The organism is Cellvibrio sp. 25HG11W-0, from assembly GCF_057815475.1.
Genome location: NZ_CM174230.1, coordinates 2,206,150 through 2,223,016, shown reverse-complemented (window position 1 = coordinate 2,223,016; position 16,867 = coordinate 2,206,150). Strand labels below are relative to the sequence as shown.

Here is a 16,867-nt window from a genome sequence, read left to right as displayed (position 1 = left end):
ACTTTGAATGCAGGCACACTGCGTAAGACTAAAGAGTTAAATTAATCTTGCATAACTGCTGAATCTACCTCAACCACCTGCCAAGGTAGACCGTATTGATTCAAATCGGCCATAAAAGGATCTGGGTCGAACTGCTCCATATTCCAAACACCGGGCACTCTCCATTTCCCTTCCAATATCATCTTGGCACCAATCATGGCAGGTACACCAGTCGTGTAAGAGATAGCCTGGGATTTCACTTCGCGATAACACTCTTGGTGATCGCAGATGTTATAGACAAACATTGTTTTTTGTTGGCCATCTTTTATGCCAGTGACCAAACAGCCAATACAAGTCTTACCCTTGGTAAGAGGTCCTAAGCTGGCAGGGTCAGGTAGTAGCGCCTTTAAAAACTGCAAAGGCACAATTTTTCTCCCTTCAAACATAATAGGGTCAATGCCGGTCATACCCACATTACCCAACACTTCCAAATGCTTTAAATAATTATCGGAAAAGGTCATCCAAAAGCGAGCACGCTTTATTTCAGGAAAATGTTTAACGATAGATTCCAGCTCTTCGTGATACATCATGTAAATATTTTTGGGGCCAATTTCTGCAGGAAAATCAAACGATTGTTTGACGCTAAGAGGCGCTGTTTCTACCCATCCACCATTTTCCCAGTAGCGACCATTGGCCGTCACTTCGCGAATATTAATTTCAGGATTGAAATTAGTCGCAAAGGGCAAACCGTGATCACCAGCATTGCAGTCGATAATATCCAAGGCATGAATCTCATCGAAGTAGTGTTTCTTTAAATAGGCAGTGTACACATTCGTGACACCTGGATCGAAGCCAGAGCCTAACAGTGCCGTCAAGCCCGCCGCTTTAAATTTATCTTGATAAGCCCACTGCCAGGAATATTCAAATTTGGCCGTATCGAGCGGCTCATAGTTTGCCGTATCAAGATAATCCACACCTGCCGCCAGGCAGGCATCCATGATGTGCAAGTCCTGATAGGGTAATGCTACATTCAACACCAAATCGGGTTTTTCTGCGTTAATTAATGCCGTCAATTCGAGTACATTATCCGCATCAACCTGCGCCGTTTTAATGGGCCGGCTCAACTGTGCAGCTATAGCTTTACACTTAGATTCCGTGCGACTGGCCAAGACGATTTCTGTAAAAACATCAGGCAGCTGCGCACACTTATGCACCACCACACCACTCACACCACCCGCGCCAATAATTAAGACTTTTGCCATATTTCAATTCTCACACCCGACATAACTGCCAGCGCATAGCGCAAGCAGCTAAAAATTAAATAACTTGATATCAAAAAAATGGCTACTTCTCAAAATAAGTATACCCACGTAAACCTTCAGAGTAGGCAGTTAACATCTGCTGGCGATCTGCAATTGTAATGACATTATCACGCACTGCCCGCTCCGCCGTTTGCCGAAACTGCTGATATAAAGCAGCTGGATCATACTCCACATAACTTAGTACATCAGCAATACTATCGCCGTGAATTTCATGCACAAAATCGATACTCGCATCAGAATTTATACGCACACTTGCCACATTAGTATCACCGAATAAATTATGTAGATCACCCAGCGTCTCTTGATAAGCGCCCACCAAGAAAACACCCAAATAATACTCCTCGCCCACTTTGATAGGGTGCAAAGGCAAGGTTGTAGTTTCACCTTCAGGCGTAGAAAATTTTTGCAGCTTCCCATCACAATCACAAGTAAGATCAGCAATAATTGCTTGGCGGCCAGGGTGCTCATTTAAGCGATGAACTGGCATAACAGGAAATACTTGGCCAATAGCCCAAGCATCGGGCAAAGACTGAAACACACTAAAGTTGCCGTAATAAATATCAGCAAGCTGCTGTGTTAAGGTTTCCAGCTCAGCAGGAATACGTTTCATTTGTGGCAGCAGGGCTGCAATTTTTTGCAGCCCAGCCAAATACAAATTTTCACCCAAGGCACGATGACGCAAGCTAATATCGCCCGCATGAAAATGATCGCGAATTTTATCGCGATAATAGATCACGTCATTATAAGACTCTTGCAAATCTTTAAGTGTTATAGCATTAAGCGTATGCCATAGATTCTCAATCATCTCATGACTATCCTGCGGTAATTCCGCTGGTAGAGCCGTAGGCTCAAAGTGAGTCACATCAAGAATATTAAACAATAAAATAGAAGTGTGTGCGACCGTAGCGCGACCCGATTCAGTTACAATTGTGGGATGAGGGATCTTATGTGCATCCAGCGACTCCTGTATAGCTTCAACAACATCTGTGCAATATTCCTGTACTGAATAGTTACGACTGTGGCCACTAGTACTGCAAGTACCATCATAATCAATTGCCAAGCCACCACCTAAATCAATATGACCGAGGGGTGCACCTTCACTAACCAACTCTATATAGTAACGACATGCTTCCAAAACCCCAGCGCGAATACTGCGAATATTGGGTATTTGTGAACCGAGATGGAAATGTAACAACTGAAAACAATGTAATAGATTTTCAGTGCGTAAAGTATCAACCAGGGTAACCAACTCATTCGTATTTAACCCGAAGAGACTTCGATCACCGCTATCTTCACTCCAATGCCCCTCTACCTTAGTAGAAAGTTTCAAGCGAACACCTATAAGTGGCTCAACACCCAACTCGCGACTACGCGCGATCACCAGTGGGATTTCTGTTAATGTTTCTAGCACAAAAAAACATTTGAATCCAAGCTTGCGCGCCTGCAAGCCTAAATCAATAAATTCTGCATCTTTATAACCATTGCAAATAATTAAACTTTCGCGATCTTGCAATGTAGCCAAGGCGATCATCAATTCAGCTTTACTACCCGCTTCAAGCCCATGATGATAGCGCTCGCCAAAACGTGCGATTTCAGCTATCACATGGCTCTGCTGATTTACTTTAATAGGGAAAGCGCCACGATAATGACCTTGATAGCCACTCGCTGCTATAGCTTGAGCAAAAGAATCATTGAGTATACTAATGCGGCTATCAACAAGATTTTCTAAGCGTAGTAGAACTGGCATTTGTAAGCCGCGCTGCTGTAAACCGTCGATAATAGATGGAAGCGAAACGGATACATCACCATCAACAGTAGGTGCATTTACGATCACCTGACCCTGATCATTAACACCAAAATAACCATTACTCCACTCATCAATACCATAAAGCTCAGCAGACTGGCGTGAATTCCATGGGGTAATTTTTTCAGTTGTATTCAATACCATATCCTCTCAATCCTCACGAAGCACACATGAGTTTGAATAACCTAAATCTACAGCGAATTTAACTGCAGGAAGAGACATTCCTACCTAAACAGAAAATGAAACCTAATTGTCCACGTTTAGAATGAAAAATAAAGTATCGCGGCCATATCTTTTAAATTTTTATGTATAAATACCTAATAAAATTCAGAAATTAACTTCAGACAACCCAGATGGATTTTTCGTCAAATAATATCAATAAAAAAAGGCGACTCGAAAGCCGCCTTTTTCGAAAACTCACCCGCAGTAATAACTTACCAGCCAGTGATTTCTTTCAATGCTTTACCGATATCGGCCAAGCTTTCAACAGTTTTTACACCTGCGTCTTGCAATGCAGCAAATTTTTCAGCAGCAGTACCTTTGCCGCCAGAAATAATTGCACCAGCGTGACCCATGCGCTTACCAGCAGGTGCAGTTACACCGGCAATGTAAGATACAACAGGCTTAGTCACGTGAGCTTTAATGTAAGCAGCCGCCTCTTCTTCCGCAGAACCACCAATTTCACCAATCATAACGATTGCTTCAGTTTGTGGATCAGCTTGGAACAACTTCAAAATGTCGATGAAGTTAGAACCGGGAATTGGGTCACCACCAATACCTACGCAAGTAGATTGGCCGAACCCGTAATCGGTCGTTTGCTTAACAGCTTCATAAGTCAAAGTACCTGAACGCGATACGATACCCACTTTTCCTGGCTTGTGAATGTGACCAGGCATGATGCCGATTTTACATTCGCCGGGAGTGATAACGCCTGGGCAGTTAGGGCCAATTAACACTACGCCCAACTCATCACACTTCACTTTTGCGTCAAGCATATCGAGAGTTGGGATGCCTTCAGTAATACAAACGATCAACTTGATGCCGCCGTTAGCTGCTTCAAGAATAGAGTCTTTACAAAAAGGAGCTGGAACATAGATTACTGATGCATCTGCACCCGTCGCCGCTACCGCTTCAGCAACAGTGTTAAACACTGGCAGACCAAGATGAGTTTGACCACCCTTGCCCGGTGTTACACCGCCAACCATTTTTGTGCCGTAGGCAATTGCTTGTTCGGAGTGGAAAGTACCCTGCGAACCGGTAAAACCCTGACAAATTACTTTAGTGTCTTTATTAATTAAAACGCTCATGTCTGTCCCCTTATGCGTTTGCAGCGGCTGCAACAACTTTCTGGGCAGCGCCCGTCAAGTCGGTATCAGCGATGATGTTTAGGCCACTTTCAGTCAGTACTTTCGCACCGATTTCAGCGTTGTTGCCTTGCAAACGTACAACTACAGGAACTTTAACGCCGACTTCTTTCACAGCGCCAATTACACCTTCAGCAATCATGTCACAGCGTACAATACCGCCGAAAATGTTGATGAATACCGCTTTAACAGCATCGTCAGACAAAATGATTTTGAATGCTTCAACAACGCGCTCTTTGGTTGCACCACCGCCTACATCGAGGAAGTTGGCGGGTTGGCCGCCATGCAGCTTAACGATGTCCATGGTGCCCATCGCCAAACCAGCGCCGTTAACCATACAACCGATATCGCCACCAAGAGCAACATAATTCAACTCCCAAGCCGCAGCGTGAGCTTCACGCGCATCTTCTTGCGTTGGGTCTTGCATAGCCTTCAATTCTGGATGACGGTACAAAGCATTTCCGTCAATCACAAGCTTGGCATCCAAGCAGTGCAGGTCGCCTGCTGGAGTAATAACCAATGGATTAACTTCCAGCAAAGCCAAATCTTTTTCTTTAAACAGCAGCGCGAGGCCCAAGAAAATTTTCACGAATTGATTGATTTGCTTGCCTTCCAAGCCCAATTTGAAAGCCAAATCGCGACCTTGATAAGGCTGTGCGCCAACCAGTGGATCTACTGCAACTTTCAAGATTTTTTCGGGCGTGTCGTGTGCAACTTTCTCGATCTCAACACCACCTTCGGTAGATGCCATGAACACGATGCGACGGCTTGAACGATCAACTACTGCGCCCAAATAAAGTTCTTGCGCGATATCAGTACAAGGTTCAACCAAAATGCGGCTTACCGGTTGGCCCTTTTCGTCGGTTTGGTAAGTTACCAAGTTTTTGCCCAACCATTTGTCGGCAAAAGCGGCGATTTCTTCTTTGGTTCTAACAAGCTTCACGCCGCCCGCTTTACCGCGGCCACCGGCGTGTACTTGAGCCTTAACGACGAACATATCGCCGCCGATTTGATCAGCAGCGGCAACAGCTTCTTCAACAGTCGCAGCAGCAATGCCTTTAGATACAGGCAAACCATATTGGGCAAACAACTGCTTACCCTGATATTCGTGCAAATTCATTGTGTATATCCATTTGACGAAGTTGGTCACGCTTTTCAGTAGTCATGCCAACTGGGGTTATCGATGGCGACCTGACCTTGTGAGTCAGGCGCCGCCTAAGGTGAGGACTCTGTGGTCTTCTTAGCGCTTCTTCTTATTGGCAATGTGAATGGCGTGGCCATGCACAGCCAAAGCTGCTTCGTGAATTGTTTCAGACAAGGTTGGATGACCGAACACCATCATGCCTAAATCTTCCGCACTGGAACCAAATTCCATTGCGATAGCGACTTGCTGCACTAAGTCTGCAGCACTTGGGCCCACAATATGGCAACCCAAAATACGATCCGTCTCAGCGTGAGCAATGATTTTTACCAAACCTTGCGTTTCATTGGCAGCCATAGCGCGGCCAGATGCAGCAAAGGGGAAGGTACCAATGTTGTAGGGCTCGCCTGACGCTTTAATTTGCTCTTCGGTTTTACCCACAGAAGCCACTTCAGGGTGAGTGTAAATAACGTTGGGAATAATGTCGTAATTCATTTGGGTTTTTTGGCCAGCAATACGCTCAGCAACCATTACACCCTCTTCTGAACCCTTGTGCGCCAACATAGGGCCGCGCACTACGTCGCCGATTGCCCAAACGCCTGGAGCGTTAGTTGCACAATATTCATTAACAAAAATGAAACCGCGCTCATCGAGATTAACACCACTATCAGCAGCCAACAGGCTCTCAGTGTAGGGACGACGGCCAACACAAACGATCAACTTATCAAACGTTTCTTGCTGCTCTTTGCCGTCTTTATCCAAATAAGTCACGGTCACTTCTTTGCCGTTAACTTTAGAGCCAGTTACGCGCGAGCTGGTGCGAATATCTAAGCCTTGCTTAACAAGAATCTTCTGTGTCTCTTTGGCTATTTGTTGATCCATAATTGCCAAGAAGCTATCAAGGGCTTCAAGTACAACCACTTTAGAACCGCAACGATTCCAAACAGAGCCTAATTCCAAACCAATTACACCAGCGCCAATAACACCGAGACGTTTCGGCACTTCAGCGAACTCTAATGCACCAGTCGAATTCACGATAATATCGTTATCAACAGGCGCAGGTGGAATATTAATAGGGCTAGAACCTGAAGCAAGAATGACGTTCTCTGCTTCATATACAGTTACTTTGCCGTCAAAGTCAGTCACTTCAACTTTTTTGCCCGCTAACAATTTACCCGTACCAAACAGGCTGGTAACGCCGTTAGCTTTAAACAAGCCAGCGATACCGCCAGTCAAGTTTTTGATGATTTGGTTTTTACGTCCAATCATCGAAGCAACATTAAGTTCTACGCCCGCAGTAGTAATACCGTGAACGCCCAAATCATCTTTAGCTTCATGGTATTTATAAGAGCTGTCCAAGAGTGCTTTTGATGGAATGCAGCCCACGTTCAAGCAAGTACCGCCGTTAACGCCCTTGCCTTCGTCGTTGCGCCACTTTTCAACACAGGCGGTTTTTAAGCCTAACTGTGCCGCACGAATAGCCGCCACATAACCAGCAGGGCCAGAACCTATGACTACCACATCAAATTTTTCAGACATAACTGAGTTCCCAATTTATTTGCTTTCGGCTACTGCCTTTTGAGCAATAACCCTTTACGTAAAAAAACGCTCTCAGTTTGCTGAGAGCGTTTCAAGTTTAAGCCTTAGAGTTCCAACAATATACGCGCTGGATCTTCCAACATGTCTTTAATCGCAACTAGGAACTGTACAGCGTCTTTACCATCCAACAAACGGTGGTCGTAAGACAATGCCAAATACATCATAGGCAGAATTTCTACCTTGCCATTCACCGCCATTGGACGCTCTTGAATTTTGTGCATACCAAGAATTGCAGCTTGTGGTAGGTTCAAAATCGGCGTTGACAAGAGCGAACCGAAAGTGCCGCCATTGGTGATAGTGAAAGTACCACCCGTCATTTCTTCAATTCCTAACTTACCGTCGCGCGCGCGCGCGCCGAAGTCACGAATGGTATTTTCGATAGTGGCCAGACTCATATTTTCAGCATTGCGCAAAACCGGTACTACCAAGCCTTTTTCAGTAGATACCGCGACACCAATATCCTGATAAGCATGATAGACAATGTCGTTATTGTCGATAGACGAGTTAACCGCTGGGAAACGGCGTAGAGCTTCGGCCGCAGCTTTTACAAAAAAGCTCATAAAGCCCAAGCGTGAACCGCTGTGAGATTTTTCAAATTGATCTTTATACTTTGCACGCAGCGCCATGATAGCTGCCATGTTCACTTCGTTAAAGGTAGTTAGCATTGCTGTGGTGTTAGATGCTTCAAGCAAACGCTCAGCAATACGCTTACGCAAGCGAGTCATGGGAACGCGTTTTTCTACGCGATCACCCGTTGCAGCCAAGGCAGCTACGGGAGCTGGTGCAGATACAGGCGCAGCAGAAGGAACTGCTTTCACATGGTTCGCCACGTCTTCTTTGGTGACACGACCATCTTTGCCAGAGCCCACCAAGTTGGCCGTATTAATATTATTTTCATCAGCCATTTTACGCGCAGCAGGGTTTACTAGTTTTTCTGCTGAAGCTGGCGCGCTAGCAGTTGGGGCAAATGCAGGTGCAGCGGCTGGCGCACTCGTAACGGCACCCTCTACAAAGCGAGCAATTACTTCATTACTCAAAATAGTCTCGCCTTCGCCCTTGATGATTTCAGCAATACTGCCATCGGCTGGCGCAACAACTTCCAAAACAACTTTATCAGTTTCAATATCAACGATTAATTCGTCACGTTTAACCGCTTCGCCCGGCTTCTTGTGCCAAGTCGCAATGGTGCCGTCAGCAACTGATTCGGGGAATGTTGGGGCTTTAATTTCAATACTCATTCTTTCCTTCTCTCTATAATCGCTATGATTCGTTGGATAAGCTCACCGAGCATTAAACACTCAATGCCTGATTAACAAAACGGTTTTGTTCTTCTAAGTGCGCAGACATATAGCCACCAGCAGGAGCTGCTGAGGGATCGCGACCAACATAATCCAAGTACAAATTAGGATAGAGGTCATGCACTATACGGCGCATATGGTGCTGACTGCTATACCAAGCGCCTTGGTTCATAGGCTCTTCTTGGCACCAAAAAATATCATTGATATGACCATAAGGGGCCAATGCTACTTTCAATTCTTCTTCTGGGAAAGGATATAGCTGCTCCACACGAATCAAGGCAACATCATCTTGATTGCGCGCAATGCGCTCCTCTAGCAAGGTGTAATAAACCTTACCGCTGCACAGAATTACGCGCTTAACCTTGGCAGCAGTAACGCTGTCATCAGCAATTACATTTTGGAATTGGCCATTAGCCAACTCTTCCAAAGTAGAAGTGGCTAACTTATGGCGCAACAAGGACTTGGGGCTCATCACAACCAACGGACGACGCAAAGGACGAATTGCCTGACGACGCAACATATGGAACACCTGAGCAGGTGTAGTCGGAACACAGACTTGAATGTTGTGCTCTGCACACAACTGCATAAAACGCTCAAGACGCGCAGATGAGTGCTCAGGCCCCTGCCCTTCATAGCCATGGGGCAACAACATAGTCAAACCGCAGAGGCGTCCCCACTTATGCTCACCGCTGGTAATGAACTGATCTATGACCACCTGAGCACCATTGGCGAAATCACCAAACTGCGCTTCCCAGATTACTATACCGGTTGGTGCCGTGGTGGCATAACCATACTCAAAGGCCAATACCGCCTCTTCAGATAAGTAAGAGTCAAAAAGCTCAAAGGTAGGTTGATCTGGGCTCATATTCGCCAAAGGCACATAAGCCGAACCATCTTTTTGGCTATGAACTACAGCGTGACGATGAGAGAAGGTGCCACGACCCACGTCTTGACCGGTCATACGCACAGGATAACCCTGCTGAATGATGGTAGCGTAGGCCAGCGTTTCTGCCATACCCCAGTTTAACGCCAAAGCGCCGGCAGCCATTTTACGACGATCTTCGTAAATTTTTTCTACTTGCTTCTGAACGACGATGCCATCAGGAATCTCACACATCTTATTTGCAATAACCTGCAAACCTTTTATGTCATAACCAGTATTTCCAGGTGTTTCCCAATCATGGCCGATATAAGGCGTCCAATCTACAAACAAAGACCGATCTGGCTCACTGACTAAACCACTGGCCACATGCTCTCCACGATCTAGCGCAGCACGATAAGTAGTGGTCATCTCATCCGCAGTTGCCTGACTTAGCACACCCTCGGCAACGAGTTGATCTGCATAAAGAGTGCGCGTAGTTTTTAAACTACGAATAACTTGGTACATGAGCGGCTGAGTTGCAGAGGGTTCATCTGTTTCATTGTGACCACGACGACGGTAGCAAACCAAATCAATCACTACATCTTTCTTAAATTCGTAGCGGTAATCTACGGCCAATTGCGCTACAAACAATACTGCTTCAGGGTCATCGCCATTAACATGCAAAATCGGTGTCTCGATCATCTTAGCGACGTCGGTACAGTACTCAGTCGAACGCGCATCTTCACGCTTGTTAGTGGTAAAACCCACTTGGTTATTGATAACGATATGCAGAGTTCCACCAGTACCATAAGCGCGCGTTTGAGACATTTGAAAAGTCTCCATCACTACGCCCTGACCAGCGAAAGCTGCATCGCCATGGACAACTATAGGTACTACCTTACCGCCGGTTTTATCGTTGCGACGATCTTGACGAGCACGCACTGAACCCTCAACCACAGGCGACACAATTTCCAGATGCGAAGGGTTAAACGCCATCGCCATATGTAATTCGCCGCCGGGCGTCATCAGATTTGACGAAAAACCAGAGTGATATTTAACATCGCCAGAAGTATTCAGCGAGCGCTTGCCGTCAAACTCAGCAAACAACTCAGCAGGACTCTTACCAAATACGTTAATCAGTGTATTTAAACGACCGCGATGGGCCATACCCAACACGATTTCTTTCGCGCCATAGGTGCCAGACCGCTTTACCAAGGTATCGACAAGAGGAATAAAGCTCTCGCCACCTTCTAAGCCAAAACGTTTGGTACCAGGATATTTACTATCCAAATGACGCTCAAGGCCTTCCGCAGCTGTCAAGCGTTCAAGCAAAGCCAAACGCTGCTCTTTACTGAACTCAGGGTTAGAGCGCACACTTTCAAGACGCTGCTGTAGCCATTGTTTTTCCGCCAAGGGAGTAATGTGCATAATCTCTGCACCCACATGACCGCAATAGGTTTTTTCCAAGGCTTCAATAATTTCACGCAGACTGGCTGCTTCTTTGCCAATAAACAAATTACCCGTACTAAACACAGTATCTAAATCAGCAGGGGTTAAACCGTGAAAACCGAGTTCTAAATCAGGGACTGGATCGCGCTGCATAATCCCAAGAGGATCAAGCTGCGCTTTTTGATGACCGCGAAAACGGTAGGAGCTGATTAATTGCAATACTTTGATTTGCTTTTGTTCATGCTCACTATTAACACCCGATCCAGCAGCCACGACAGTGCGTACACGGCTTTTACCGAGCTGTTCAAATTGCGCACGAATAACCGAATGAGGGGTATCTTGTGTGACCACACCGTTAACGCGTGGCAGCTGATCAAAATAATTGCGCCACTCTTCAGGAACGGCATTAGGATTATGTAAATACGTGTCGTAGAGCTCTTCGACATAAGCAGCATTTCCGCCAGATATGTGCGATGTGCTCCAAAATTGCTCCATAATGCTTTCTTGCATTCCACTCACCTTAATCATTGAAGATCCCAAAGCGCCGGCTCTGAACCGAGGTCATCACCCAGATTTCTTCTGCTATCACTAGCTATTAGCTACATATAACGTCTCTAACTTGTGGGAAAAGACGCCGCTTTTAAGCCCCCTGCAAGGAACCTGCAGAGAACAGTATTTAACACTTGAATCTATTAATACAACCGTCGAAACAAAAGGTTTCACTTAGTACAGATACAGAAAAGCGCCACCTTAGGTAGCGCTCTGTAACAGCATATTCCGTATATGACCAATGGCTCTGGTTGGATTCAAACCTTTGGGACAAACAGCTACACAGTTTTGAATGCCATGACAGCGGAATACACTGAATGGATCATCTAGATTGGATAAGCGCTTTTCAGTCGCCAAATCTCGGCTGTCAGCCAAAAATCTATAAGCCTGTAACAGCCCTGCAGGGCCGATAAACTTATCAGGATTCCACCAAAATGATGGGCAACTGGTAGAACAACAAGCACAGAGTATACACTCGTAAAGACCATCAAGTTTGGCGCGATCCTCTGGGGATTGCAAACGCTCAATCGCGGGTGCAGGTGTATCGTTCTGCAAATAGGGCTCGATCTTTTTATATTGATCGTAGAATTGGGTCATATCTACCACCAAATCGCGCACCACCGGCAAGCCAGGTAAAGGGCGCAATATCAAGGTATTATTCTTAACGCATTCCGATAGCGGCTTAATACAAGCCAAACCATTTTTACCGTTAATATTCATGCCGTCAGAGCCACAGACACCCTCACGACAAGAGCGACGATAAGCAAGACCCTCGTCTTGAGCCTTAAGCAGCTCCAAGACATCCAACACCATCAAGTCTTTACCCTGAGTATCTAACTCATAAGTTTTCATATAGGGCGCATTATCGACGTCTGGGTTATAGCGATACACTTGAACTTTTAACATTCTGTCTCAACTCCCGCTTAATAAACGCGTTTTTTAGGTTGGAAGGCTTCCATAGTACGCGGCTTAAAGTTAACACCACGCTTACCCACTCGCTTTTCAGCAGGGAAGTAAATTGAGTGACACAACCAATTAGTGTCATCGCGATCTTGGAAATCATCGCGCGCATGAGCGCCTCGCGATTCCTTACGCTCTTCCGCAGCAATTGCTGTCGCCTCTGCCACTTCCAACAAATTTTGCAGTTCTAAAGCTTCAATACGAGCAGTGTTAAATGCATTACTTTTATCGGTAATAGATACATTTTCAATGCGTTTACGCAGTGCAGCCAATTCCGCAATACCTTTTTGCATGAACTCGCCCTTGCGAAACACGCCAAAATAGTTCTGCATAATAGTTTGCAGCTCTTTGCGTAAAACAGAGGCACTTTCACCGGTATTGGTGCTATTAATCTTATTCAGTCGCACCATGGCAGCATCAATATCAGATTGAGTTGCATCTGTACGATCAATACCTTCACGCAAAGCCTTCTCAATGTAAAGACCTGCCGCACGACCAAACACCACCAAGTCTAGAAGTGAATTTCCACCCAAACGATTGGCACCATGTACGGACACACAAGCCACTTCACCACAAGCAAATAAACCATCGATTACGACATCATTACCATCAGCATCGACTGTTAACGCTTGACCATTTACGTTGGTAGGAACGCCACCCATCATGTAATGGCATGTTGGCACTACAGGTACCGGTGCATACACGGGGTCAACATGAGCGAACGTCCGAGACAATTCACAAATGCCAGGCAACTTACTTTCCAGCACCTCTTCACCCAAATGATCAAGTTTAAGCAACACGTGATCGCCATTAGGGCCGCAACCGCGTCCCTCAAGAATTTCCATAACCATCGAGCGAGCCACTACATCGCGACCAGCCAAATCTTTCGCATTAGGAGCATAGCGCTCCATAAAACGTTCACCATCTTTATTAATGAGGTAACCACCTTCACCGCGACAACCTTCTGTCACTAACACACCAGCACCTGCGATACCAGTCGGGTGGAACTGCCACATCTCAATATCTTGCACAGGGAAGCCTGCACGCAAGGCCATGCCAATACCGTCACCGGTGTTGATATGCGCATTGGTAGTTGATGCGTATATACGACCCGCTCCGCCTGTGGCCAACACTGTTGCTTTAGCTTTAATGTAGACGGTTTCGCCATCTTCGATATTAATAGCAATAACACCCACAACAGCGCCGTCTTCATTTTTAACTAAATCAACAGCAAACCATTCATTTAGAAATACAGTTTTACTTTTGAGATTGCCCTGATAAAGGGTGTGTAATAACGCATGACCAGTCCGATCTGCTGCTGCGCAAGTACGCGCTGCCTGTGTTGGGTTATCAGGGCCTTTAGATTGCCCGCCAAATGGACGCTGATAAATACGCCCTTCTTCAGTACGAGAAAATGGTAGACCCATATGTTCCAGCTCAAAGACAGCCTCTGGGCCGACTGAACACATATATTCGATAGCATCTTGGTCGCCGATATAATCGGAACCCTTGATGGTGTCATACATGTGCCAGCGCCAATCATCGTTGGGATCATCACTGGCAATCGCACAGGTGATGCCACCTTGCGCAGACACGGTATGAGAGCGAGTGGGGAATACTTTTGTAATTACCGCTGTCTTGTAACCCGATGATGCCAATTGTAGCGCAGCGCGCATGCCTGCACCGCCACCGCCGATGACAATACCATCAAAAGAAATCGTGCGAAGATTAGCCATTAGTTAATACCCCAAATTACTTGAATACCCCAAACCAAATAGGTCACGGCAACGCCACCTAAAAGCATCTGCGCGAACACACGCAAAACAGTTGCTTTAGGCCCCATCATCCGAGTGGTTAGATAATCAGTTAGCACAGCCCATAAACCAATCCATGCATGGGAAACAAAAGACAGCAAGGTTACCAAGCTGAATACGCGCATCCACAATTGGCCAAACAAAGCCTGCCATTGCGCGAAGGTTAAATCGGGATTAACAGCCAAATAAACCACTAAAAAAATCGTGTAGGCAGCCATAATAGTACCGCCCACACGTTGAATCAGCCAATCATATAGACCGCTGCGACCAAAACTTGTGATTGAAGTTACCATACCCAAACTCCTGCCAACACCATCAAAATTATTGCGATCACTAACACCAGTTTGGCACCAAGCTGACCACCTTCTAGCGATTCACCCACACCAAAATCCATTATCAAATGACGAATACCCGCCACCATGTGATACGCCAAACCTGCCAGCACAGACCACAAAATAAATTGACACATTGGACCAGAGCTCAGGTCACGGACAGACGTAAAGCCTTCCTCTGAGCTGAGGCTTAAATCGAGCATCCACAAAAGAACGGCGACACCTGCGAACAAAAACACGCCAGAGGCGCGATGTAGAATAGATACGTAAGCGGTGATTGGAAGTTTGATAGTTGCAATATCGAGATTGACAGGTCTTTTTTTGTTCACGTTTTATCACCTTTATTGCCCATCGCGGGCAGGTTATGAGAATAGGTGTTTACTTCACGCCATAGAAAATGACACTAAATAGGACACATCCTGCAAGTCGCGCCGCATTATAGAGACTGCCCTCAAGAAACACAAACAAAAAGCCACCCCGAAACACGCAACAGATCGCCACCTGGGCACATCAAATTTATTTAACGATTTATTTACGCAACACCCTGATTTAATTGAAAGAATTCAAAAATAAACGCCCCCGAAAAGTGCACCACAACGCAGACAGCTCCATATGAGTGCAGACACAAGCAAGCAAACCAAGAACGAAGCCAGCAAACACAAAAGCACCATCCTGATCATGTAAAAAGTTTGCCAAAAACAACAATAAGCAACGCCAAAAACTTTCGCCTTCGCAGTTAAGTTGTCTATAATGCCGCTCGCACTGGGTAACTCTTTTTTTGGTTTATCAAAATAAAGCACCCACCTTAATAAAAACTATTTCATACAGTCACACCATATACATACAAGCACAGCATATATAAGCTACACCCCATACTAGCGTGACCCCATTTATATCAGTTGAGCAAAGCGAACCCTGCTTCACTCAAGCATTATTAGTCCTATAAGCAAGCACAGGAGTCAGTAATGACTGACAAGAAAGCACACCTTAAGATTGATGGCATAGACACAACGATTGACTTACCTATTTATAGTAGCAGCGTTGGACCAGACGTTATAGACGTCACCAGCATCACCAAGAACGGCTTCTTTACTTACGACCCAGGTTTCATGTCCACCGCCGCGTGCGAATCAAAGATTACGTTTATTGATGGCGGCAAAGGCGTTTTACTGCATCGCGGCTATCCTATAGAACAACTTGCAGTCTCTTCTGATCACATGGAAACCTGCTACCTCCTCCTAAACGGCGAAATACCAACCCCAGCACAAAAAGAAGCATTTACCGCTGCGGTTAAAAAGCACTCTGCCGTAGACCCAAGCATCGCAGCACTCATCAAAACCTTTAAGCGCGACGCACACCCCATGGCCATTATGTGCAGCGCAACTGCCGCCTTGGCAGCTGTTTACAACAACGAAATAGACATCACCAAACCAGAAAGCCGCGAATTGACCGCCCATCGCCTTATAGGCCAAATCACCACGCTGGCCGGCATGGTTTATAAGCACGGCAAGGGCGAAGAGTTTATCGCACCCAATGAAGCCTTAAGCTACGCCGAAAACTATTTGCACATGACCTTCGGTACTGCAGGTCAACCACCCAAGGTTAGCAAAACAATTGCCGCCGCCATGGATCGCATTTTTATTCTCCATGCAGATCACGAACAAAACGCCTCAACATCTACCGTGCGCCTTTCAGGCTCTTCAGGCACCAATCCTTTTGCAGCCATAGCCGCGGGCATATCCACCTTATGGGGCCCCGCTCACGGCGGAGCCAATGAAGCCGTGCTGAAAATGCTCGAGGAGATTGGCAGCGTAGACAATATCGACAAGTTTGTTGCTAAAGCAAAAGACAAAGCCGACCCATTCCGCCTCATGGGTTTCGGACATCGCGTCTATAAAAACTTTGACCCACGCGCCAAAGTTATGAAGCAAACTTGTGACGAAGTGCTTTCTGAACTTGGCCTAGAAAATGATCCACTCTTAGCAATTGCCAAACGCCTAGAGAAAATCGCACTGGAAGACGAATACTTCATCTCCAAAAAGCTCTACCCAAATGTAGACTTCTACTCTGGCATCATCATGAAAGCCATAGGTATACCCGCCGAAATGTTTACAGTGATTTTCACTACTGGCCGCGCAGTTGGCTGGTACGCACACTGGGATGAAATGGTAAGTGAATCTTATAAAATTGGACGCCCGCGCCAACTTTATACAGGTAGCGTAAAACGTGATTACCCACAAAAATAATCTGTGAGCAGTCATCAAATAATAAAGGCCGCTTTTGCGGCCTTTATTATTTGATGTGTGATTTTTCTGATAACAAACCCTGCTCCCATAAAAAAAAAAGGCCTCAGCATTAAATACCGAGACCTTTACCTAAACTTTAAAACTTACA

General features: G+C 45.8%; 12 protein-coding genes. 1 reads left to right on the top strand and 11 read right to left on the bottom strand.

Annotated elements, in window-relative coordinates; genetic code table 11:
* Nucleotides 1-41: 41 nt before the first annotated feature.
* From AC0KUT_RS09245 to sdhC, 11 genes are all read right to left on the bottom strand, one after another.
* Complete coding sequence (locus tag AC0KUT_RS09245) at nt 42-1,241, bottom strand: saccharopine dehydrogenase family protein (protein WP_488835334.1); 1,200 nt, start codon at nt 1,239-1,241, stop codon at nt 42-44.
* An 82-nt stretch (nt 1,242-1,323) separates the two neighbouring features.
* Nucleotides 1,324-3,249, bottom strand: coding sequence for a biosynthetic arginine decarboxylase (speA, locus tag AC0KUT_RS09240; protein WP_488835332.1), 1,926 nt, complete (start codon nt 3,247-3,249; stop codon nt 1,324-1,326).
* Nucleotides 3,250-3,539: 290 nt separating this feature from the next.
* Complete coding sequence (gene sucD / locus AC0KUT_RS09235) at nt 3,540-4,412, bottom strand: succinate--CoA ligase subunit alpha (RefSeq protein ID WP_488835330.1); 873 nt, start codon at nt 4,410-4,412, stop codon at nt 3,540-3,542.
* Nucleotides 4,413-4,422: 10 nt separating this feature from the next.
* Nucleotides 4,423-5,589, bottom strand: coding sequence for an ADP-forming succinate--CoA ligase subunit beta (gene sucC, locus AC0KUT_RS09230; RefSeq protein ID WP_488835328.1), 1,167 nt, complete (start codon nt 5,587-5,589; stop codon nt 4,423-4,425).
* 120 nt (nt 5,590-5,709) lie between these two features.
* Entirely contained in the window at nt 5,710-7,149 is a 1,440-nt protein-coding gene (lpdA, locus tag AC0KUT_RS09225) for a dihydrolipoyl dehydrogenase (protein WP_488835326.1), read from the bottom strand.
* A gap of 104 nt (nt 7,150-7,253) precedes the next feature.
* On the bottom strand, nt 7,254-8,447 hold the full coding sequence (gene odhB, locus AC0KUT_RS09220; protein WP_488835324.1) for a 2-oxoglutarate dehydrogenase complex dihydrolipoyllysine-residue succinyltransferase: 1,194 nt from the start codon (nt 8,445-8,447) through the stop codon (nt 7,254-7,256).
* Nucleotides 8,448-8,499: 52 nt separating this feature from the next.
* Nucleotides 8,500-11,328, bottom strand: coding sequence for a 2-oxoglutarate dehydrogenase E1 component (locus AC0KUT_RS09215; protein ID WP_488835323.1), 2,829 nt, complete (start codon nt 11,326-11,328; stop codon nt 8,500-8,502).
* Between the two features lie 240 nt (nt 11,329-11,568).
* Nucleotides 11,569-12,273 carry a succinate dehydrogenase iron-sulfur subunit gene (locus AC0KUT_RS09210; protein ID WP_488835322.1) on the bottom strand — a complete coding sequence of 235 codons (705 nt, stop codon included), beginning with the start codon at nt 12,271-12,273 and terminating at the stop codon, nt 11,569-11,571.
* A 17-nt stretch (nt 12,274-12,290) separates the two neighbouring features.
* Entirely contained in the window at nt 12,291-14,063 is a 1,773-nt protein-coding gene (gene sdhA / locus AC0KUT_RS09205) for a succinate dehydrogenase flavoprotein subunit (RefSeq protein WP_488835321.1), read from the bottom strand.
* Nucleotides 14,063-14,434 (bottom strand): succinate dehydrogenase, hydrophobic membrane anchor protein, encoded by a 372-nt coding sequence (sdhD, locus tag AC0KUT_RS09200; protein ID WP_488835319.1) that lies wholly within the window; start codon nt 14,432-14,434, stop codon nt 14,063-14,065. The genes sdhA and sdhD overlap by 1 nt, the downstream gene beginning before the upstream one ends.
* Nucleotides 14,428-14,802, bottom strand: coding sequence for a succinate dehydrogenase, cytochrome b556 subunit (gene sdhC / locus AC0KUT_RS09195; RefSeq protein WP_488835317.1), 375 nt, complete (start codon nt 14,800-14,802; stop codon nt 14,428-14,430). Before sdhC ends, sdhD begins: the two co-directional genes overlap by 7 nt.
* Before the next feature lie 636 nt (nt 14,803-15,438).
* On the opposite strand from sdhC, the gene gltA reads away from it, so the two are divergent.
* A complete protein-coding gene (gltA, locus tag AC0KUT_RS09190) occupies nt 15,439-16,719 on the top strand; it encodes a citrate synthase (RefSeq protein ID WP_488835316.1) in 1,281 nt (426 codons plus the stop codon).
* The last annotated feature ends 148 nt before the right edge of the window (nt 16,720-16,867 follow it).